The sequence below is a fragment of the Homoserinimonas sedimenticola genome, from assembly GCF_026094475.1.
GTDB lineage: Bacteria > Actinomycetota > Actinomycetes > Actinomycetales > Microbacteriaceae > Homoserinimonas > Homoserinimonas sedimenticola.
The window spans coordinates 2,076,475-2,097,286 of record NZ_JAPELL010000001.1; the positions used below are offsets into that span (position 1 = coordinate 2,076,475).

Consider the following 20,812-nt stretch of genomic DNA (forward strand, 5'->3'; position numbering starts at 1 on the left):
CGTCTCGCCTGAGGACTGTGATGTTGACACATGGGGCGCGGGCGTTGCGCTGGCTAGCCTGATGCCGCACGCTCTCGCGTGCTCCGCCGTTCCGCACACAAAGGAGTGTCATGGCCGTTCAGAACGACATCGATTCGGCTGGTCTCGACTCGAGGCAGCATCGCAACCGCGCCATCATCGGCAGCTCGGTCGGCACCGTCATCGAGTGGTACGACTTCATGCTCTACGGGCTTGCCTCGGCGCTCGTCTTCGCCCCGCTCTACTTCGGCGATGGCGGTCTCGCCGGCACGCTGGGCGCCTTCGCCTCCTTCGCGGTCGGTTTCGGTGCGCGCCCGATCGGCGGGCTGATCTTCGCCCACTTCGGCGACAAGGTCGGCCGCAAGGTGACCCTCCTCGTGACCCTGCTCACGATGGGCATCGCGACGACGCTCATCGGCTTGCTGCCCACCGCCGACGACATCGGGATCTGGGCGCCGATCGCCCTCATTGTGCTGCGGATCTTCCAGGGCGCGGGCGCCGGCGCGGAGTTCGCGGGGGCGATGACGATGGCGAGCGAGTCCTCGCACGTGCGCAACCGGGCCTTCATCGCGGGGTTTCCCGGTTCCGCCGTTTATGTCGGTATGGCGATCGCGACGGCAACCTTCGCGGTGCTGAGCGCCGCGATGCCCACGGAGGACTTCCTCACCTGGGGCTGGCGCATCCCGTTCATCGCGAGTGTCGTGATCGTCGCCTTCGCCCTGTACTTCCGTCTTCGCGTCAAGGAGACCGCGGCCTTCGAGGCGGCAGAACAGTCGGGCACTGTGCGACCGGCACCGCTCTTCGAGGCGGCGCGCACCCAGTGGCGCGTGCTCATCCCCGGTATGGCGCTCTTCGTCTTCGTGCTGCCGTGGGTCTACGTCGTGCAGACCTTCTCGATCTCGTACACGACGGGCACGCTCACGGTGGACCCGACGGCCGCGCTGGTCGCCCTCATCGTCGCGGAGCTGCTCACTATCCCCGCGACCCTGCTCTTTGGGCGCCTCGCTGACCGCATCGGTCGCAAACCCGTGCTGATCGGTGCCGCGATCTTCGCGATCGTCTTCGCCTTCCCCATGTTCGCGCTCTACCTCACTGAGGCACCAGCCCTCGTCGGAGTGGGGCTCGTGCTGGGACTCGCGATCATCCAGGGCGCAACGATCGGGGTCTCGGCGGCGATGCTCGCCGAAATCTTCCCGACCAGTATGCGCTGGAGCGGCATCGCGATCTCCCGCGAGATTCCGGCCGCCCTCGTCGGCGGCACCGCACCCTTCGTTGCCACCTGGCTCGTCTCGGTCGCGGGCGGCACACCCTGGCTCGTCGCGATCTACCTCGTCGTTCTCAGCATCGTCGGGCTGATCGGAATCGCCGCGCTGCCCGAGACTCTGCCCCGCAAGGTCGAGGAGGCGGCTCAGGCGCGAGCCGAGGCATCCGTCTAGCGTCGCATCCTGCCTCGGCGCAACCGTGTGAACAGCGGTTGCCCGAGCAGGATGCCGACGAGCACGAGTGCGAGGCCGAGTACCTGCCGCTGCTCGAGCACCTCGGCGGCGGCGAGGGTTCCGAGGAGCACGCCCGTGACGGGGTTGAGCAGTCCGATGAGCCCGACCGTGCCTGCCGCGAGGTGGCGAAGTCCGCTGAACCAGGCCACATACGCGAGGGCGGTCGCCACGACCGAGATGTAGGCGAATGCTGCGACGGCGGGCGGGTCGAGGGTGGGCGGCGCTCCTTCGACTGCGAGGGCGATGGGCAGCAGCACGAGCCCGCCGGCGATGAGTTGCCAAGAGGTCACCGAGAGTAGGTCCCCGCTCGGGTTCCACTTCTTCGTGAGGATGTAGCCGACCGAGCTGATCGCGATCGCGCTGAGGGAGGCGAGCACGCCGAGGGGGTCGATGGCGGATGCTCCGGTCGCCACCATTAAGAAGACCCCGGCGACGCCCAGCACAGCTCCCGCGAGCGGGAGCAGGCGCGGCCGTTCGCGGATGATGGGCCAGGCGATGAGCATCATCGCCATCGGGCTCGTCGCCATGATCGTTGTGGCGATGCTGCTCGGCAGCAATTGCGCCGAAACGTAGATGAGGGCGAAGAAGGCGCCCATGTTGAGGCTGCCGAGCACGAGGGCCTTCCACCACCACTCGCCGCGAGGAAGCCGGCGACGGATGGCGAGGAGCAGGAGGCCGGCGGGGAGGGCCCGGATGGCGCCGCCCCACAGCGGGGTCTCGGCGGGCAGCCACTGTTGCGTGACGAAGTAGGTGGTGCCCCAGGCGATCGGGGCCACGGCGGTCACGAGACCCCACCGCAGGTTTGCTTCCATGGAAGCAAATATAGCTTACCGGGAAGCTATTATGGAGGCATGGTGGAAGCACCCGATCGAGTTGCGCGCATCCAGGCCGAATGGCGACGCGAGCGCCCCGACCTCGACGTCTCGCCGCAGGGCGTCATCGGGCGGCTCCATCGCCTCGCCGCGCACCTCACGGAGGAACTGCGCGAGGTGTACACGCGACATGGCCTCGGCGAGGGCGACTTCGACGTGCTCGCGGCCCTTCGCCGCGCCGGCGAGCCGTTCGAGCGTTCCGCCGGTGAGCTGGCGGAGCACACCATGGTGACGACGGGCGCCATGACAAAGCGCATCGACCGTCTGGAGAGAGCGGGGCTCGTCACCCGCCGAGTGAGCGAGACGGATGCCCGTGGCCGCGTCGTCGCCTTGACTCCGGCGGGCCGCGACCTCATCGATCGAGCCTTCACGGAGCACATGGCCAACGAGCACCGTCTGCAGGAGGCGCTCAGCCCCGACGAGGCGAGGCAGCTCGAGGCGCTGCTCGTCAAATGGCTCGGGCAGTTCGAGTAGCCGCTCCGGCACCGTGGTCGCCGTAGTGGAGAGTGTCAGACGCCGGTCGTAACATCGGCTCTGCAGCGGCCGGGCTGCTCCAGCACGACAGGGAGCACCATGGCACTACACCACAGCGTCCAAGACGGCATCGATGCATCCGCTCGCGCCCGCCGCACCTTCACGCCCGACTGGCACCCCGTCCTGGCGGCCGTCGAGCAGCGGCCGGGGGAGTGGTGGATGCTCGACCAATACGATCGTCGCTACGCGATCGTGCTCCTGCTCGAGATCGCGGGGGAGCGCGGCTATCGTGCGGTCACGGGCGAGCGGAACCCGGCCGAGCGCCGACTCGTCGGCTACTACCGCACCCTCCGCGCGGCGTGTGAGCAGGCGCACCTCGCCTTCGTGCGTGCGCACGGCCAGCCGGGTGCCGTCAACGGCATCGGCGGCCGCCGCCCGTGATCGCGGTTGGATCAGTGTTGCTTGGGTTTCAATGCTTCGAGTAGCCCGGAATGGCGTCACGGCCGGCGGCGAAGCGCAAGCACGGTCAGGTCGTCGTCAACGTCACCGTGAGAGGCGAGCTCGAGGGTCGCCGTGACTGCATCCTGCGCCGACGCTGAGCGAGCACACTGCTCCCAGACGGGCGCCATGCCCTCGAGCGAGCCACCCAGGGCATCAAGCACCCCATCGCTCACGATAAGGAGAAGTTCGCCCGGGTCGAGCTGCTCCGTGAGCGCGGCGCGCGTCTCATCCGCCAAGACCCCCAGTGGCATTCCGTTGGCACTCAACCGCCGCACCCGACCATCGGGTGACACGATCGCCGAAAGCCCGTGGCCGGCGTCGGAGTAGCTGACCCGCCCCGAGGGGGCATGCACGAAAGCCCGAAATAGGGTGACAAACGCGTTGGTGTTGCCGAGGTCGCGCATGAGGCCCACCTCCGCCGCAGTCAGCGAGGCCGCGACATCCGCCCCACTGTCGTGGGCGCGCAGGAGCGACCGGGTTGTCGCCGCGAGGATCGCAGCACCGGGGCCCTTGCCCATGACGTCGGCGAGCGTCAGCACCACCCCGTCGTCGGCCCCGTACCAGTCGTAGAAGTCGCCGCCGACTGAACCGGCCGGCACGAAGTGTGCGGCCAGATCGTAGCCGGGTAGCCGAGGGGCCTCTGTGGGGAGGAGGCTCCTCTGTACCTGCGCGGCACGGTGCAGCTCCTGGCGCTCCAGCGTGACGTCTCGCAGCACCGTCACCACTCCGCCGCCTGCCGTGCGGGGAAGGCGAGCCGTCGTGAACGAGACAATTCGCTCATCCCGGGCCTCCATGGTGCTCGAGGGTCGCACGAGCAGCTCATGATCGCGAACATCGTGCCCCTCGAGTGAACGGCGGTATGGCAGCTCGTCTTCGGCGAGTGCTGACCCGTCGAGATTGCGGATGCCGCTCAGATCGTCGACGTCCTGACCCACGTCGTCACCCACCAGGAGACGTGTAGCTGCAGCGTTGCGCACGATGATCGCGCCGTTCTCATCGACGACACGCACCCCCTCGGCCATCGTGCCGACGATAGTGCTGAAGAGTTCTGCTTGTCCCTGCGCGGCATCCCGAGCCGTCGAGAGGGCAGCGGAGAGGTCGTCTCGCGCATCCCGATCGAGGGCCAACGCGAGCCCGATCGCGCAGACCAAGCCGACGTAGAGCTGCGCGAGTGCGATCTGTGTCACCGCGTCCCCGAGCCCCAGGAAGGGACCCCAGCCGAGGGCTGTGATCGCGATCGTCACTACGCCGATGAGCGCACTGTGCAGAGTCACGAGGGCGGAGGGAAGACGCGCACCCGCCACGCAGGCGAGGGCGAGGAGGGGAAACACCACCACGGTGTTGTTGAGCACCGCGAACCACAGGAGGTGCACAAGGGGGGAGAGAATGAGGAGGAGTGGCGCCTCAAGGGACCAAGCGCCGGTGGGGCTCTTCCAGATTCGGCTTCGTGCCTCGGCTGCGGGTCGGCGAATCCTTGCACCGGCGACGAAGGCCAGCGGCGCGAGGACGACGATGCTTCCCATGTTGCGAGCGCACCACAGGAGGATCACGTCCCAATCCCAGGCCGCCCCCGTGAGCAGCAGGTTGATTTCAACCGAGGGTGCTGACGCGATCGGTCCGGCCGCGGCGGCGATGAAGAACCACCACAGCTCCTTGTGGTCGAGAGGCTCCGTGCCGCGACTGCGCCAGACCCGCGGGCACCGGCGCGCAATCACCGCCGTACACACCGCCGCTTGGACGACGGCCGCGATCCCCGAGACTACTGAGGTGGTCACAGTGCCACCCGTCACACCGACGGCGAGGGCCGTCAGGAACGCCATGAGGCAGTAGTCGATCCAGATCGAGCGGCGCCCCGCTCGGGCAATGACCCACAGCACGGATACGGCGGCCGCGGGCCAGACCATGCTGATGCCGCTCTGGGGCAGGACGGTGAGCCGCGCGAGCAGGGCTGCGAGCACGTATGCCGCGGCGAAGGAGAGGACGATGACCGCCTCTCTCGAGATGGTGCGTGCACGACTCGCGGTGTCATCCCGCGGCGGCATCTGCTTCACCGTCACTCCTCTGGCATGGCGTCCGCGCCGAGAAGCGCGCGTTCTCAGCGTACAAGGGTGACCGCGGCGGACAGGGCGCATTCTGCCCGGGGACAGACTTTTCGGTCTGTTCGCGGTTATCGTGAAGCGAGGGGCATGGGGTGCCCACTCATGGCACAGGAGGCTCACGTGGAATCTAGGGGGAGTGAGGCCGCACGGCAGATGAGCGCGGGCCGACTCATGGTCATTCGCATCGTCGCGGCGCTCAGCCTCGCCGCGGGTACCGCCTACCTGGTCTGGCGCTGGGGATGGTCGCTGAACCCCGAATACCTGTGGATCGCGGTGCCGCTCGTGGTTGCGGAGACCTACGCGCTCATCGACGGCTTCCTCTTTGCCATCACGATCTGGCGAATGAAGGTCAGGGGTCCCGCTCCGGCCCCGCCCGAGGGGGCAACCGTTGACGTCTTCATCACGACCTACAACGAGCCCGTCGACCTGGTTGCTCGCACGGCGCAGGCGGCGAAAGCGATCGACTGGAGTCACAAGACCTGGATCCTCGACGACGGTGCGCGCCCGGAGGTTGAGGCGCTCGCCCGCGAGCTCGAGGTCGGCTACATCACCCGCAGTGCGGCGTGGCAGGGAAAGTCGCGGCACGCGAAGGCAGGCAATCTCAACAACGCCCTGTTCCAGACCGACGGCGAGTTCCTGCTCATTCTTGATGCCGACCAGATCCCCGAGCCGGAGATCCTCCGGCGGATGCTGGGCTGGTTCGACGACCCCGAAGTGGCCCTCGTGCAGTCACCCCAATGGTTCAGCAATGTGGAGGAGAGCGATCCCCTCGGCAGTCAGGCGCCCCTCTTCTACGGGCCGGTGCAGCAGGGAAAGGATGGCTGGAATGCCGCCTTCTTCTGCGGGTCCAACGCGGTGTTGCGCCGTGAGGCACTCATGCAGTTGGGCATCATCGGTTATGTGCGCGAGACCGAGCGGACGGTGCGCAACGCGCTCAAGGTCTCGCAGCAGCTCCTTGCAAAGACCGAGAAGTCGCTCGCGCGCAGCGGCGAGCACACGGTGAAGCGGGCAGTCGGTCGGCTGCGGCGGGCCGCCGCGAAGTCCCTTGCCCGTATCGATGCAGGCGAACCCGTGCAGTTGGTCAGCTGGGACTTTCAGCGGGTTGTCGATGACACGAGCCGCGATCTTGTCGCAAGCGATCTCGCCGCCATCCAGGCCGACCTCATCGCGCTGAGCGAGTTGAGAGGGGGCGAGCAGGTCGCGGAGGCGATCGATGAGGAGGCAGTGCGTGAGCTCGCCCAGCTGGAGTGGTCGCCGCTGGCCGCAGTGGAGCGGGTCTCCACTCTCGTCCGGGCTGTCGACGTCGACCGCTCGAGCGAGGCGCTCCCCGTCATGCCTGTGTCATCCCTCTCCGTGACGGAGGACATGGAGACCTGCATGCTGTTGCACAGCCATGGCTGGAAGTCGGTGTACCACCACGAGATTCTCGCGAAGGGGCTCGCCCCGGAGGACCTCGGGACGATGCTCAAGCAGCGCCTGCGGTGGGCGCAGGGCACCATGCAGGTGCTTCTCACCAGGAACCCCCTGACGCTCAAGGGCCTGCAGATCGGCCAGCGGCTCAGCTATTTCGCCACCATGTGGAGTTACCTGACGGGTTTCGCGGCGATCATCTTCTTGGCGGCCCCCATCCTCTATCTCACGACCGGCGTGATGCCGGTTCTGGCGTGGGGCACGACCTTCCTCAGCTTCTTCATCCCCTACTTCCTGCTCAACCAGCTGCTCTTCGCACTCGTGGGCTACGGCGTGAAGACGTGGCGCGGTCAGCAGTACACACTGGCCCTCTTCCCCGTCTGGATCAAGGCCCTCGTGACGGCAGCTAACAATGTGTGGTTCGGGCGTCCTCTCGACTTCGCTGTCACGGAGAAGCGGCGTGGCACGGGCTCCTCCCGCTTCCCCTTCCAGCTGATCTGGCCGCAGCTGGCCTTCATGGCGGCACTGGCCCTCGCCACCGTCACCGGGCTGTCGCTCCTGTTCATTCCGGGCGCTGCCGACAACACGCTCGGCGAACCGCTGACTCCCCTCGGCGTGGGGGTCAACACGGCGTGGGTCATCTACGACCTCATCGTGTTGAGCGTCATCGTGCGTGCTGCGCTTTATCGTGTTCCAGAGGTGGAGCCGATCACAGGCACTGAAGAGAAGGAGCACTGAGGCATGGAGTTCGAGGAACGCACAAGAGGCACCGCGAGTGTGCTGGCACCCCGCGGAAAGCTCAACCTCGTCACGGCCCCGGCGGTGAAGGCGAAGATCGATGAGCTCGTCGCATCCGGTTCGCCCCGCATCGTTGTCGATCTCAGTGAGGTCACGTTCATGGATTCCTCCGGGCTCGGGGCTCTCATCGGCAGTCTGAAGTCGGCGCGCCAGGCGGGAGGCGACATGCGTATCGCGGCCGCCGGTGAGCAGGTGCGCGCCGTGCTGAAGCTCACCAACCTCGATCGGATCCTCGCGCCCCATGACACGGTCGAGGACGCCTCCCGTGGCTGGTGACGAACGCGTCTATCGACTGGAGGGCTTCGCGGTGCCCGCGGAGCTCGACCGGGTGCACGAGCTCATCGAGCGCGTGGGGGCGGAGGAGCTGCGGCTCGACTCCACCGATCTGATGCTCTTTGAGATGGCGGTCGTCGAGATCGCGAACAACGTCGTCGAGCACGGCAGACCCGCCGGCGAGGTGCGCTGGCAGTTGATCCTCACTGTGACAGCGGAGGCGATCACGGCCGATCTCTACGACTCCGGCGAAGTGGTCAGCCTCGACTTCGCGCGGGCGATGCCCGAGGAGGATGCCGAGTCGGGCCGCGGCATTCCCCTCGCGAAGTCGCTGCTCGACGAGATCAGTGTGGGGCCCAGCGACAGCGGCAGCGGCAACCACTGGCGTCTGCTACGTCGGCTCGGCGCCAGCGACGCGGAGTGACGCGACCGGTCTCCTGGCTTCCGCGCCGCTCCCGACTCGCCGGGAAGTAAGATATCTTGCCGGGAAGATAGTCCTGACATGGAGGCAGCAATGGCGTCGAGCAGCACGGGAACCCCCGGGGTCGATGTGCCCGATCGTCGTGGGCGCACAGGCCTAGACCGGGCAGGTCTTGGGCTCAACGGCAACCCGCGCGTCGTCGTGCGCGAGGTAAAGGTGCTGACGTCCCACTGGTTCGTGACTCGTGCGACCACCTTCGACTTCCAGCACGCCGATGGGAGCTGGAGCACGGAGGAACGCGAAACCTACGATCGCGGTGACGGCGCCTGCATCCTGCCCTACGACCCGGTGAGCCGCACTGTGCTGCTGACCCGCCAGTTTCGCTACCCCGCCTACGTCAATGGGCACCCCGACGGCATGCTGATCGAGGCGGCCGCGGGACTGCTCGACGCGGATGACCCCGAGAGCGCGATCCGACGGGAGGTTGAGGAGGAACTGGGTTACTCCCTTGGCGCTGTCGACCACCTGCACGATGTCTACATGAGCCCGGGCTCCGTCACAGAGCGGCTCCACTTCTTCGCAGCGCCCTATGAGCGCGGCACGGTCTCCGCGGGTTCACGTCACGGGGTCGCTGAGGAGGGCGAGGACATCGAGGTGCTCGAGCTCGGCATCAACGACGCGCTCGACCGCATCGGCGTGGACATCATCGACGCCAAGACGATCATCCTGCTGCAGTGGGCCGCCCTGCGGGGACCCTTCGCCTGAGCCGCGGAGGCGAGCGCGACGCCGTCAGCCGTGGCGGAGCAGTTCGTGCGGCGAGCGGCCGGCCGGCTGCCGAGGGGCGGCACCCACAGGGGTGACCGGCGGGAGCGGGAGGGCGAGCATCCGCCCCTCCTCGACGGTCGCCTCGGTGCCGTGATGACGGATGCGCAGCGACTCGGCCCCGCTCAGCAGGTAGCGCGCTTCACCCTCGACGAGCTCGACCCGCAGGATGCCCGTGCCGATCCGCAGCCCAAAGGTGAGCCGCGACACCTCGGGTGGCAGTTGCGGTGAGAAGGCCGGCCCGTCGTCGTGCCAGCGGAGGCCGCCGAAGCCCGCGACGACGCTCGACCAGACGCCCGCGAGGCAGCCGAGGTGCAGGCCGCCCGAGGTGCTGCGGTGGAGGTCGTCGAGATCGAGGAGGGCTCCCTCCCGCAGGTAGTCGAGAGCCAGCTCAAGGTGCCCGAGTTCGGCGGCGAGCACGGAGCACGTCGAGGCGGCGAGGGAGGAGTCGCGCACCGTGCGTGCCTCGTAGTAGGCGAAGTTGCGCGCCTTCTGCTCGCGCGTGAACTCCTCGCCGCGCAGGTACATCGCCAGCACCAGGTCGGGCTGTTTCACCACCTGCGTGCGATACAGCTCGAAGTAGGGGTGGTGCAGTTGCAGCGGGTAGTTCTCGGCGGGGGTCGCCTCGAAGTCCCACTCCTCACGTTCCGTGAAACCGCGGGCCTGCGGGTGGATGCCGCGGCGCTCGTCCCACGGAATGGTCAGGGCCTCCGCCGCCCGCCGCCACTCCTCGGGCTCCTGCTCCTGCACGCCGAGCTCGTGGGCTCGCTGCGGCTCGCGCCCCGTGGCATCCGCCGCCGCCCGCAGGTTCTGCTGGGCCATCAGGTTCGTGTAGGTGTTGTCGTCGACGAGGGCCGTGTATTCGTCGGGACCCGTGACGCCGTCGATGTGGAAGCCGCCCTCGTCGTCCCAGCGGCCCAGCGCGATCCACAGCCGGGCGGTCTCGACGAGGAGTTCGAGCCCCACCTCGCGCTCGAACTCGCGGTCGCCCGTGACGCGCAGGTGCTGCACGACAGCGTGGGCCATGTCGGCTCCCAGGTGGAACGCGGCCGTCGAGGCGGGCCAGTAGCCGGAGGTCTCGCGCCCGCTGATGGTGCGCCAGGCGAAGACGGCTCCCGCCTGCCGCAGCTGGGCCGCGCGCCGCCGCGCTTCAGGCAGGGTCGAATGTCGCCAACGGAGGGCGTTCTCGGCCGCCTGGGGCAGGAGGTAGTTGAGCACGGGCACGACGAAGATCTCGGTTTCCCAGAAGGCGTGACCCTCATAACCGCGACCGGTGAGCCCCTTGTTGGGGATCGGCCCGCCGTCGGCCCGCGCGCTCGCCTGCAGGGTGTGGAAGGCGCAGAAGCGCACACCCTGCTGCAAACGCTCGTCGCCGGCGATCTCGATGTCGGCGGCCTCCCAGAAGTCGTCGAGGTACTCGCGCTGCCGCTCGGCGAGGCCCTCCCAGCCGAGTTCGCAGGCTCGGTCGAGGGCGGCATCCACTGTGGCGCGCGGGCCTTCTGGCGTGCTTGGCCCGCAGGCCATCGCCGTCAGCTTGTCGATGAGGAGGCGATCGCCGGGGTCGAGTTGGGCTCGGGCTGTCACCCGGGCGACGTCGGCTGTGACATCCGTGTCGACCCGGTCCGCGCCCGCCACCCGGTGTTCGACAGCGGCGACCACGGCGATGTCGCTCTCCCGCGTGCGGTGCACGAGCACGGGTCGGTGCCCCTCCTCGTGTGCGACGGCGACCAGCGGATGCTCGAGCGCCCGCGTCGCCCGCGGGTCGTCGTGCGGTGCCGGGTCCTGCTCGCCCACCCGCAGCTCGGACTGCACGCTCACGCGCGTGCCCGGCTGCAGCGCCTCCACCTCGTAGCGCAGGGCGGCGACGGCGGGTTCGGTCAGCGAGACCAGACGCTCACAGGCCAGTCGGATGCCGCGGCCCTCGGGCGACACCCACTCGAGTTCGCGCCGCAGCACGCCGCTGCGGAAGTCGAGGCGCATCCAGTGTCGACGCACCTCGCCCACGCGCACATCCACCGGTGCGCCGTCGACGAAGAGCCGCATGATCTTGCCGTCGGGGGCGTTGATGATCGACTCTCCCTCGTCGGGGAAGCCGTAGCCGTCCTCCGCGTGGGCGAGGGGCCAGCGTTCGAAGAGACCGTTGAGGTAGCTGCCGGGGGTGCCGTCGGGTTCGCCCTCGTCGAGGTTGGCGCGCCAGCCGATCGTGCCGTTGGAAAGCGCGAAGACCGACTCGGCCTGCTGTAGGCGCTCCAGGTCGAAACCCGACCACGAGACGCCCCACGGTTCGACGTCGAAGTGCGGCTCCGTCATCGCAGCCCCGTGAGGTCGGGCCGCCCGCCGAGCCGCGTCACGGTCGCGCCGGCAGCCGCATGGGCGAGCTCGGCGGAGTGTTGTTGCCCGTGGCCTGCGCGGAGACCCGTCACGAGGCCGGCGACGAAGGCATCGCCCGCGCCCGTCGGGTCCACAACCTCCTCGTCACCCAGGGGGGTGAAGACCTCGCCGCCGTCCCACACCACGAGGTCGCCCTGCCCCGGTACCGCGACGGCGACAAGCGAGGGTCCCTTCGCGAGCAGTTCGATCGCCGCCCGCTTGGCGTCGTCTCGGGACCCCAACTCGACGCCCGTGAGGATGCTCGCCTCCGTGGCATCCGCCCGCAGCACGTCGGCGAGGCCGAGCAGGCGGTCGCGCTCCGGGCCCTCGATGGCCCCGTCGAGCACGAGGCGGATGCCGCGATCCCGCGCCAGCTCGGCGGCGGCGAGCAGCGCATCCGTCGGCTGCTGCAGCTGCAGGATCACGGTGTCGACGCCGTCGAAGGCACTCTCGTGGGCCCGGATGTCGTCCGCCGTGAGGAGGGCGCTCTCGGGCACATCCTCGAAGAGGCGGCGTGTGCCATCCGCCTCGACAATGTCGAGCAGCAGCGCGGTCGTGCCGCGGCGGATCACATGCTCGACGTCGATGCCGTCGGCGCGCGCCTGCTCCAGCACGAAGGAGTCCGTCTCGTCATCGCCGACGACCCCGAGCATCCGCACGCTCGCCCCCAGCTGGATGAGCCCGACCGCCTGGTTCGCGCCCTTGCCGCCGAGCATCTCCCGCCGTTCGCGCACCTCCGCGCTGCCCCCGCCCTCGGGCATTCCCTCGATGCCCAACACGAGGTCGCGCGCGACCTGCCCGACGACGAGGATGCCCGTGGAGTGCTGCATACCTCACGGTTACCACGGGGTCTCGTGCAACCGCCGTGAGCGGGGTGCGGATGTGGGCCCGGAGGGGCTCGAACCCTCGACCCGCGGATTAAAAGTCCGATGCTCTACCAACTGAGCTACAGGCCCGTACCTACCAAATCTACAGCCCCGCGGCATCCGCCTGCTCGCCCGTAAACCACCTGATCTATCAATCGCCGACACCCTGATCTATCAATCGCCGACACCGCACACGAAAGAGCCCGCCACCGCAATCGGGATGCGGTGGCGGGCCGGACTCCGTGCCGAAGGACTAGGCGGGCATCAGCACCGAGTCGATGAGGTACACGGTGGCGTTCGCCGTCTGCACCCCACCGCAGATGACGTTCGCTCCGTTGACCATGAGTGAGTCCCCACTCCCGGTCACCTCAACCGTGCCCCCCTGCACGGTGGTCTGCATTCCCTCGATCGCGTCGGGCGCGATCTGGCCGGGCACGACGTGGTAGGTGAGGATGCTCGTGAGCATCTCTGCGTTCTCGGGAAGCATCAGCATCTCGACCGTCGCCTGGTCGAGCTCCTCGAAGGCGCTGTCGACGGGCGCGAAGACGGTGAACTCGTCGCCGTTGAGCGTGTCGACGAGGTTCACCTCGGGGTTGAGCTCGCCCGAGACAGCGGCAACAAGAGTCGTCAGCAGCGGGTTGTTCGAGGCCGCGACGGCCACGGGGTCCATCGACATGCCCGTGATAGAGCCGTCGCCCTCGGGCACGGCGGTCGCGTAGTCCTCACAGCCGGGGCCCACGAGGTTGGCGGCGGGGTCCATCTCCGTCGAGGGCGACTCCGTTTCCATCTCATCCATCTCGCGGGACATGTCGTCGGCGCCGTCCTCCATCGTGCAGGCGGTCACTCCGAGCATGGCGACGGCCGCGATCGCGAGGCCCGCCATAGTGCGGTTCTTGGTGCGCATGATCTCTCCTTCATTGGGGATGCCCGGTCACTGCGGCGGGCGTGTACTCGGGGTTCGGCGCGGCTCGCGAGTCGGATTGGTCGAGATTCCGGACCAATCCCGATCGCCCCTCCGCGCCGAAGGAGGGGCAGGCGATCGTCGCCGCCCTAGGAGGACTTCGGATGCTCTCACTCGCCCTGATCGGATTCGTCGGCGGCCTCATCACGGGCATCTCGCCGTGCATCCTCCCGGTGCTGCCGGTCATCTTCCTGAGCGGCGGCGTGCAGGGCGCGGACGGCGCGAACCGCCGCGCCTCCCGCTGGCGCCCCTACCTGGTGATCGGCGGCCTCGTCACGAGCTTCGCGACCTTCACCCTGCTCGGCTCGCTCCTGCTTTCGCTGCTGGGCCTGCCGCAGGACCTCCTCCGCTGGGCCGGTCTTGTGGTCCTGGTGCTGATCGGCATCGGGCTCATCGTGCCCAGGTTCGAGGCGATCCTCGAGAAGCCCTTCTCCTGGATCCCCAAGAAGGATGTCGGCACCGAGCGCGGCGGCTTCGTGCTGGGCCTTGCGCTGGGTGCCGTCTACGTGCCGTGTGCCGGCCCGGTGCTCGCGGCCATCACGGTCGCCGGCTCGACGGGGGAGATCGGCCTCGACACGGTCGTGCTCACGGCGACCTTCGCGGTCGGCGCCGCCCTGCCGCTGCTCTTCTTCGCGCTCGCGGGCCGTGGGGTCGCGCAGCGGGTCAAGTCCTTCCGCAGGCACCAGCGCGGCATCCGCATCACGGGCGGCGTCGTCATGATCGCCCTCGCGATCGGACTCGTCTTCAACGTGCCACAGACGCTGCAGCGCATCATCCCCGACTACACGAGCGCGTTGCAGGATGCTGTCGATACGAGTGAGGCGGGTCAGGCCCTCAACCTCGGCGGGCTCGTGAACGAGCAGAACAAAGACCTCGACAAGTGCACGAACGGCGCCGAGGAGCTGGAGAGCTGCGGCACCGCTCCCGACATTCGCGGCATCCAGGAGTGGATCAACAGCGACCCCATCGCCCTCCAAGACCTGCGCGGCCAGGTTGTGCTGATCGACTTCTGGGCCTACTCGTGCATCAACTGCCAGCGCAGCATTCCCCACACGGTCGCCTGGTACGAGGCGTACCGCGACGCCGGCTTCGAGGTCATCGGTGTGCACTCGCCCGAGTACGCCTTCGAGAAGGAGCCGCGCAACGTGCACGCCGGGGTTGAGAACTTCGGCATCGACTACCCCGTCGCGCTCGACAACTCCCTCTCCACCTGGACCAATTACCGCAACCGCTACTGGCCCGCCCACTACCTCATCGACGCCGAGGGCACGGTGCGGCACATCACCTTCGGCGAGGGTGGCTACGCCACGACCGAGAAGCACATCCGCGAGCTGCTGCGCCAGGCGGACCCGGATGTCACGCTCCCGAGCCCCACGGATGTCACCGACGAGACCCCCACCGAGAAGACCACCCCCGAGACGTACCTGAGCCCCAACAAGGCGGTCAACTTCGGCGGGGAGGAGCGCTACTCGGCGCAGACGACGACGTTCCGGTACCCAGACTCGCAGGCGCGGGACACCTTCGCGCTCGAAGGGGACTGGATGCTCGACACACAGGCCATCGAGCCGGTGGGGAGTGGCAGCATCCGCCTGGAGTACACGGCCAGCGAGGTGCGGATGGTGCTGGCAGGGGACGGCGCGGTCACGCTCACGGTCGATGGCGAGCAGCGCGAGTTCGAGGTGAGCGGCACACCGAACTCATACCCGCTCGCCGAATTCGACGGGCTGGAGACCGGCACGATCGAGGTCAAGTTCGGCGAGGGCGTGCAGGCCTACTCCTTCACCTTCGGGTAGCGTTGCCCGCCCCCGCATCGAGTTGCCCACTTCTGCTGCTTCCAGGCCGTCAGGAGCAGCAGAAGTGGGCAACTCGCCGCCAAGGTGCCTCGGATGCCGCGGGCGTACGCTTGAACGATGGCCGACGACTTCCACAAGCCCACCCTCTTCGCCGGGTCGCGCTTCGAGGCGTTCCTGGGCGGTGACGACCCCGCCCAGATCAGCCGCGTCGCGCACGACACCGCGGCCGCCCTGCTGAGCCGGGTGCGCGACGCCCCCGAGACCGACATCGTCGACCGCCTCGTCACCTACACCGATGACCACGGCATCGACGCGATCGCCGAACTCTGGTCGCGGGCGAGCCCGCGCAGTCTCCCCGGCGCGCTGTGGGCGATCTACCTGCTGCGCTCCCTCACCCGGCAGGACGCGGAGGAGTCGTCGTTCCTGTACCGCCGCGGCAGCGAGGTGGCGGTCACGATCGACCCGGTCGTGGCGGGGGCGACCGTGCCGACGGGTCCCGAAGAGATCACGGCGCTCGCCGATCAGATCCTCCGCGGCCTCTTCGAGGGCGACTTCGCGGTCGCGCTCGACCGCGCGGCCGCCTTCTGCCGCATCACCGCGCTGGGAGCCACGGATGTCGCCGACGATGTCGAGGTGCCCTCGCCGGACCGAGCCTCGGCCCTCACCCGCAAGGCCTCCCGTCTCAGCCACATGGCCGCCGAGCTCGTCACCTGCGCGACCCTCTGGCGCTCGGGCTCGCTCGACTGAGGATCCCGGCGCGACACCGGCCGCAGGTGGTGCCTTCCGCGTTCGCCACAACGTTCGCCGAGAGCGTGCGGTCTCAGCTTGGGGCGGCCGGAGGCGGAAGGTAAACTCGATCCGGTCGGGCCGCAGTAACCCCGGGCTCCAATATTCGCCGCTTCGAGCGGCCTCGCGCCGAGAGGCGTTTCTGCGGTCTGGCACTCACTCTTGACGGGCGTTGAGCGAAGCATCCGCCTTCTTGATGACTCGAAGCATCCGGATGCTTGTGAGATCGCCTGGCCGAAGCATCCGCCCAGCAATCCGAATGCACGCTCGCTCCGAACCAATGATGTGACCACCTTTCGACCCGCCGTAGCAGGACGGGGTGGCCGTGGGGATGGCAGAAGTACTGCATGCTGGATGCTGTGACCGCAGACGCAGAACCTGATGCCGCCGTGCAGACCGAGGTGATCTCGACGCTGCTCGCACGCGTGGCGGGGGGCGATCAGGCCGCGTTCGCGGAACTCTACGACCTGATCGCGCCACGCGTGCTCGGCCTCATCCGCCGGGTGCTCATCGACACCGCGCAGTCGGAGGAGGTGGCGCAGGAGGTCTTTCTTGAGATCTGGCAGACGGCACCGAGATACGACAAGACGAAGGGAGCAGCGATGACGTGGATCATGACGATGTCGCACCGGCGCGCGATCGACCGCATCCGCTCCTCCCAGTCGGGCCGCGACCGCGATGTTGCGGCCGGAATCCGCGAGTTGGCGACCCCCTACGACGATGTCGCCGAGACGATTGAGACGACCGTCGAGCACGAGCGGGTCAAGGTGGCCATGTCGAGTCTGAGCGAGCTGCAGCGCGAGGCTGTCGCCCTCGCCTATTACGGTGGCCTCACACAGAGCGAAATCGCCGAGAGGCTTCAGGTGCCGTTGGGCACCGTCAAGACTCGCATCCGGGACGGGATGCTCCGACTTCGCACAGAACTGGGGGTGGCGTCATGAGTGAGCGCAGGTCTCCTGAGGAACTCGCAGCGGCCTACGCGCTTGGAGCCCTCAGCCCCGAGGAGCGTGCCGAGTATGAGACGTGGCGCGCCCAGCAGGCGGATGCTTCGGCCAACCCCGACTCCTTCGATGATGTCGCGGCGGCTCTCGGCCTCGCCGCCGAGCCCGTGCAGCCGAGCGAGGACCTGCGGTCCCGCCTGCTCGCACAGGTCGCCGTGACGCCGCAGCTTCCGGCCGAGCCGGACGCGCCAGCCGCAGTGGTCGAGTCGCCGGCGCCGGTTGAGCCCGTCGAAACCAAGCCCGCCGCACCAGCCAAGCCGGTCGAGTCGCCTGCGCCGGTTAAGCCCGTCGAAACCAAGCCCGCCACGCCGACCCCCGGCCCTGCCGAGCGCCGGGCCCGGTCGCGCTGGACCCGCCCGGCGACGCTCCTCACCGCGGCGGCTGCCGCTGTGCTCCTTTTCGTGGGCGGAGGGGTGGCCGGCTCGCTGATCGCCCAGAACTCGTTCCGCGTGGAGCAGGCAACGGCACTCGCGGAGTTGCAGACGGCATCCGATGCACAGCAGGCGGTCGCGCCCGTCGCGGGCGGCGGAACCGCCACCCTCGTCTGGTCGGCCGAGCAGCAGCGTTCGGCGATCCTGATCGACGAACTGCCCGAACTCCCCGAGGGCTCCACCTACCAGCTCTGGTACATCAATGCTGAGGGTGCGATTCCGGATGCCACGTTTGAGGCTTCCGAGGATGGCAAGACCTGGCGCGTGCTCGAGGGCACGATGTCTGCGGGCGATGCCGTCGGTGTGACGGTGGAGCCGGAGGGCGGCTCGGAGGAGCCGACATCGGAGCCGATCGTGGTGCTCGCGAGCGCCTGAGCCGAACTCGCCCTCCCACGTGAAGTAGTTCCGCCGCTCCAAAAACGTGCTCGCCGCCCCCGAAACTTCGGGGGCGGCGAGACTGTTTCGGCAGCGGCGAGCGCGGTTTACCCGAACTTGCCCGAGACGTAGTCCTCGGTCGCCTGCACGGCGGGCTTGGAGAAGATCGTGTTGGTGTCGTCGAACTCGATGAGCTTGCCCGGCTGGCCGGTGCCCGCGATGTTGAAGAAGGCGGTGCGGTCGGAGACGCGCGAGGCCTGCTGCATGTTGTGGGTCACAATGACGATCGTGTACTCGGTCTTGAGTTCCTCGATGAGGTCCTCGATCGCGAGGGTTGAGATGGGGTCGAGGGCCGAGCAGGGCTCGTCCATGAGGAGCACGTCGGGGGAGACGGCGATCGCGCGGGCGATGCAGAGTCGCTGCTGCTGGCCGCCCGAGAGACCGGATCCGGGCCGGTCGAGGCGGTCCTTGACCTCATTCCACAGGTTTGCGCCGCGGAGGGAGCGCTCGACGAGGTCGTCGGCATCCGACTTCGAGATGCTGCGATTGTTGAGCTTGACGCCGGCGAGCACGTTCTCCCGGATCGACATGGTGGGGAAGGGGTTGGGGCGTTGGAACACCATGCCCACCTGGCGCCGCACGAGCACGGGGTCGACGCCCGGCCCGTAGAGGTTGCTGCCGTCGATGAGCACCTCGCCGTCGACGTAGGCACCGGGGATGACCTCGTGCATGCGGTTGAGCGTGCGCAGGAAGGTGGACTTGCCACAGCCCGAGGGGCCGATGAATGCGGTCACACTGCGCGGCTCGATGTTGAGCGTGATCCCCTCTACGGCTTTGAACTTGCCGTAGTAGACGTCGAGGTCACGAACTTCGATTCTCTTTGACACTGGAATCCTTACCTGCCCGTCTTGGGCGCGAAGTACTTGGCGATGAGTCGGGCGACGAGGTTGAGCGCCATGACGATGAGGATGAGGGTGAGTGCTCCGGCCCAGGCGCGGTCGATGTAGGCCTGCGGGTCGGTGCCCTGACTCACATACTGGCTGTAAACCATGACGGGGAGGCTCTGCATGCGCCCGTCGAAGAGGTTGTAGTTGAGGTTGTTGGTGAAGCCGGCCGCGATGAGGAGCGGGGCGGTCTCGCCGACGACTCGGGCGATGGCGAGGGTGACGCCCGTCATGATGCCCGCGATGGATGTCGGCAGCACAACCTTGGTGATGGTGAGCCACTTGGGCACTCCGAGTGCGTAGGAGGCTTCGCGCAACTCGTTGGGCACGAGCTTGAGCATGTCTTCGCAGGAGCGGACGACGATGGGGATCATGATGACGGAGAGGGCGATGGCGCCCGCGATGCCGAGCTTGATACCGGGCCCGAAGAAGATCGCGAAGACCGAGTAGGCAAAGAGGCCGGCCACGATCGAGGGGATGCCGGTCATGACGTCGACGAAGAAGGTGATGGCGCGGGCGATGTTGCCGCGACCGTACTCGACGAGGTAGATGGCGGCGAGGAGTCCGACCGGCACGGAGATGATGGCGGCCGTGAGGGTCATCAGGAGGGTGCCCACGAGGGCGTGCACGATGCCGCCGCCCGCGCCGACGATGCTCCGCATCGAGTAGGTGAAGAACTCGAGGTCGAAGCGGGCGGTGCCGTTGGTGAGCACCGTGAAGATGAGGGAGATGAGCGGCAGCAGGGCGATCGTGAAGGCGGTGCCCACGAGGGCGGTGACGAGCCGGTCGGTGGCCTTGCGCCGCCCCTCGATGAGGAGGGAGGTCACGAAGATTCCCGCCATGTAGAGCACGGCGGTGAGGAGTACGACCCCGACGATGTTGAAGCTGGCCTCATCGCCCGCCTGGCCGATGAGCAGGAAGCTGACGGCCGAGATGACGAGTGCTGCACCGAGCACGTACCAGGGGACGCGCTTGCCGAGCAGCCCGGAGGCGTAGGTGTTGGGCACGGAGCGGTCCGTCGTTGTCGCCTGACTCATCAGTTGGCTCCCGAGAATTCCTTGCGGCGGCCGATGATCCAGCGCGCGATCATGTTCACCACGAGGGTGATCGCGAAGAGGATGAGGCCGGTGGCGATGAGCAGGTTGGTGTTGAGCCCGAATGCCTCGGGGAAGCGCAGGGCGATGTTCGCGGCGATCGTGCCCGGGTTCGACGAGGTGAGCAGGGCGAAGGTGATGCCGCCCGAGGCGGAGAGCACCATCGCGACGGCCATGGTCTCGCCGAGCGCGCGCCCGAGGCCCAGCATGGACGCGCTGATGATGCCGGGGCGGCCGAAGGGCAGCACGGCCGTGCGGATCATCTCCCAGCGGGTCGCCCCGAGCGCGAGCGCCGCCTCTTCGTGCAGCACGGGTGTCTGCAGGAAGACCTCGCGCGTGAGCGCCGTGATGATCGGCAGCACCATGACGGCGAGCACGATGGCGGCGGTGAGGATGGTGCGTCCGGTTCCGGATGCGGGGGGCGCGAAGAGGGGAATCCAGCCCAGGTTCTCCGTCAGCCAGCTGTAGAAGGGCTGCACGGCGGGGGCGAGCACGTTGGCACCCCAGAGCCCGAAGACGACGGAGGGCACGGCCGCGAGCAGGTCGATGATGTAGCCGAGCCCGGCGGCGAGCTTGCGCGGGGCGTAGTGGGAGATGAAGAGCGCGATGCCGATCGAGACGGGAACGGCCATGAGCAGCGCGAGTGCGGCGGACCAGATGGTGCCGAAGACGAGGGGGGCGACATACGCCCAGAACGGCTGACCCGCGAGGATGTCGATCTCTTCGGGGTCCTCCGTGAGTGCGGGGACGCTCTCGACGAGGAGGAAGGCGGCAACCGCCGCGAGGACGGCGAGGATGAGGGTGCCGGCCGTGAGGGCTGTCGAGGAGAAGATCCGGTCGCCGAGGCGTTGCTTCGCCTTGATTCGAGGCGTCGTGGCCGGCGTTGTCATCGGGTCGTGGTCCCCTGCTGTGTGGTTGCGGTGTTCGGGCGGTGCGGGGAGGCGAACTCGGTCACATCCCCAGTCTGCCCGGTGCCCCCTGCTCGCACAACACGAGGGGACACCGGG

General features: G+C 68.2%; 19 protein-coding genes and 1 tRNA gene. 11 read left to right on the top strand and 9 right to left on the bottom strand.

The window, feature by feature from the left end; all coding sequences use genetic code 11:
* Positions 1–110: 110 nt before the first annotated feature.
* Positions 111–1,454 carry an MFS transporter gene (locus tag OH146_RS09935; protein WP_265159978.1) on the top strand — a complete coding sequence of 448 codons (1,344 nt, stop codon included), beginning with the start codon at positions 111–113 and terminating at the stop codon, positions 1,452–1,454.
* On the opposite strand, the gene OH146_RS09940 is transcribed toward OH146_RS09935, so the two are convergent.
* A complete protein-coding gene (locus OH146_RS09940; protein ID WP_265159980.1) occupies positions 1,451–2,326 on the bottom strand; it encodes a DMT family transporter in 876 nt (291 codons plus the stop codon). The genes OH146_RS09935 and OH146_RS09940 overlap by 4 nt on opposite strands.
* Positions 2,327–2,365: 39 nt before the next feature.
* On the opposite strand from OH146_RS09940, the gene OH146_RS09945 reads away from it, so the two are divergent.
* Positions 2,366–2,860, top strand: a complete 495-nt coding sequence (locus tag OH146_RS09945; protein WP_265159983.1) for a MarR family winged helix-turn-helix transcriptional regulator — start codon at positions 2,366–2,368, stop codon at positions 2,858–2,860.
* A gap of 99 nt (positions 2,861–2,959) precedes the next feature.
* Positions 2,960–3,301 (top strand): hypothetical protein, encoded by a 342-nt coding sequence (locus tag OH146_RS09950; protein WP_265159985.1) that lies wholly within the window; start codon positions 2,960–2,962, stop codon positions 3,299–3,301.
* A gap of 56 nt (positions 3,302–3,357) precedes the next feature.
* On the opposite strand, the gene OH146_RS09955 is transcribed toward OH146_RS09950, so the two are convergent.
* Positions 3,358–5,403 (bottom strand): SpoIIE family protein phosphatase, encoded by a 2,046-nt coding sequence (locus tag OH146_RS09955; RefSeq protein WP_265160746.1) that lies wholly within the window; start codon positions 5,401–5,403, stop codon positions 3,358–3,360.
* A 177-nt stretch (positions 5,404–5,580) separates the two neighbouring features.
* Between OH146_RS09955 and OH146_RS09960 the strand changes: the two genes are divergently transcribed.
* The 4 genes from OH146_RS09960 to OH146_RS09975 all read left to right on the top strand — a co-directional run bounded on the left by OH146_RS09960 (position 5,581) and on the right by OH146_RS09975 (position 9,127).
* Positions 5,581–7,608 carry a glycosyltransferase family 2 protein gene (locus tag OH146_RS09960; protein ID WP_308214953.1) on the top strand — a complete coding sequence of 676 codons (2,028 nt, stop codon included), beginning with the start codon at positions 5,581–5,583 and terminating at the stop codon, positions 7,606–7,608.
* A gap of 3 nt (positions 7,609–7,611) precedes the next feature.
* Entirely contained in the window at positions 7,612–7,944 is a 333-nt protein-coding gene (locus tag OH146_RS09965; protein WP_265159988.1) for an STAS domain-containing protein, read from the top strand.
* Positions 7,934–8,365, top strand: coding sequence for an ATP-binding protein (locus tag OH146_RS09970; protein WP_265159990.1), 432 nt, complete (start codon positions 7,934–7,936; stop codon positions 8,363–8,365). Before OH146_RS09965 ends, OH146_RS09970 begins: the two co-directional genes overlap by 11 nt.
* Before the next feature lie 78 nt (positions 8,366–8,443).
* The gene (locus OH146_RS09975; RefSeq protein WP_265159992.1) at positions 8,444–9,127 is read left to right on the top strand and encodes an NUDIX domain-containing protein; all 684 of its coding nucleotides are present in this window, start codon (positions 8,444–8,446) and stop codon (positions 9,125–9,127) included.
* Between the two features lie 24 nt (positions 9,128–9,151).
* Here the strand turns inward: OH146_RS09975 and OH146_RS09980 are convergent, their stop codons facing one another.
* The 4 genes from OH146_RS09980 to OH146_RS09995 form a co-directional block, all read right to left on the bottom strand.
* The gene (locus OH146_RS09980; protein WP_265159994.1) at positions 9,152–11,494 is read right to left on the bottom strand and encodes a glycoside hydrolase family 65 protein; all 2,343 of its coding nucleotides are present in this window, start codon (positions 11,492–11,494) and stop codon (positions 9,152–9,154) included.
* The gene (locus OH146_RS09985; RefSeq protein WP_265159997.1) at positions 11,491–12,384 is read right to left on the bottom strand and encodes a PfkB family carbohydrate kinase; all 894 of its coding nucleotides are present in this window, start codon (positions 12,382–12,384) and stop codon (positions 11,491–11,493) included. The genes OH146_RS09980 and OH146_RS09985 overlap by 4 nt, the downstream gene beginning before the upstream one ends.
* Before the next feature lie 53 nt (positions 12,385–12,437).
* Positions 12,438–12,510: transfer RNA gene (locus OH146_RS09990), tRNA-Lys, on the bottom strand.
* 163 nt (positions 12,511–12,673) lie between these two features.
* On the bottom strand, positions 12,674–13,324 hold the full coding sequence (locus OH146_RS09995) for a fasciclin domain-containing protein (protein ID WP_265159998.1): 651 nt from the start codon (positions 13,322–13,324) through the stop codon (positions 12,674–12,676).
* Positions 13,325–13,485: 161 nt separating this feature from the next.
* On the opposite strand from OH146_RS09995, the gene OH146_RS10000 reads away from it, so the two are divergent.
* The 4 genes from OH146_RS10000 to OH146_RS10015 all read left to right on the top strand — a co-directional run bounded on the left by OH146_RS10000 (position 13,486) and on the right by OH146_RS10015 (position 17,767).
* Complete coding sequence (locus tag OH146_RS10000; protein WP_265160000.1) at positions 13,486–15,174, top strand: cytochrome c biogenesis protein DipZ; 1,689 nt, start codon at positions 13,486–13,488, stop codon at positions 15,172–15,174.
* A 117-nt stretch (positions 15,175–15,291) separates the two neighbouring features.
* Positions 15,292–15,921, top strand: a complete 630-nt coding sequence (locus tag OH146_RS10005) for a DNA-directed RNA polymerase subunit beta (RefSeq protein WP_265160002.1) — start codon at positions 15,292–15,294, stop codon at positions 15,919–15,921.
* Positions 15,922–16,307: 386 nt separating this feature from the next.
* Positions 16,308–16,901, top strand: coding sequence for an ECF RNA polymerase sigma factor SigK (gene sigK / locus OH146_RS10010; RefSeq protein WP_372508480.1), 594 nt, complete (start codon positions 16,308–16,310; stop codon positions 16,899–16,901).
* Positions 16,898–17,767, top strand: coding sequence for an anti-sigma factor (locus OH146_RS10015; RefSeq protein ID WP_265160007.1), 870 nt, complete (start codon positions 16,898–16,900; stop codon positions 17,765–17,767). The genes sigK and OH146_RS10015 overlap by 4 nt, the downstream gene beginning before the upstream one ends.
* A gap of 107 nt (positions 17,768–17,874) precedes the next feature.
* On the opposite strand, the gene pstB is transcribed toward OH146_RS10015, so the two are convergent.
* The 3 genes from pstB to pstC are packed head-to-tail and all read right to left on the bottom strand — an operon-like array spanning position 17,875 to position 20,695.
* On the bottom strand, positions 17,875–18,654 hold the full coding sequence (gene pstB, locus OH146_RS10020; RefSeq protein ID WP_265160010.1) for a phosphate ABC transporter ATP-binding protein PstB: 780 nt from the start codon (positions 18,652–18,654) through the stop codon (positions 17,875–17,877).
* A gap of 8 nt (positions 18,655–18,662) precedes the next feature.
* Entirely contained in the window at positions 18,663–19,748 is a 1,086-nt protein-coding gene (pstA, locus tag OH146_RS10025; protein ID WP_265160013.1) for a phosphate ABC transporter permease PstA, read from the bottom strand.
* Positions 19,748–20,695: a phosphate ABC transporter permease subunit PstC gene (pstC, locus tag OH146_RS10030; RefSeq protein WP_265160016.1), complete on the bottom strand. Its 948-nt coding sequence runs from the start codon at positions 20,693–20,695 to the stop codon at positions 19,748–19,750. The genes pstA and pstC overlap by 1 nt, the downstream gene beginning before the upstream one ends.
* Positions 20,696–20,812 lie beyond the last annotated feature (117 nt).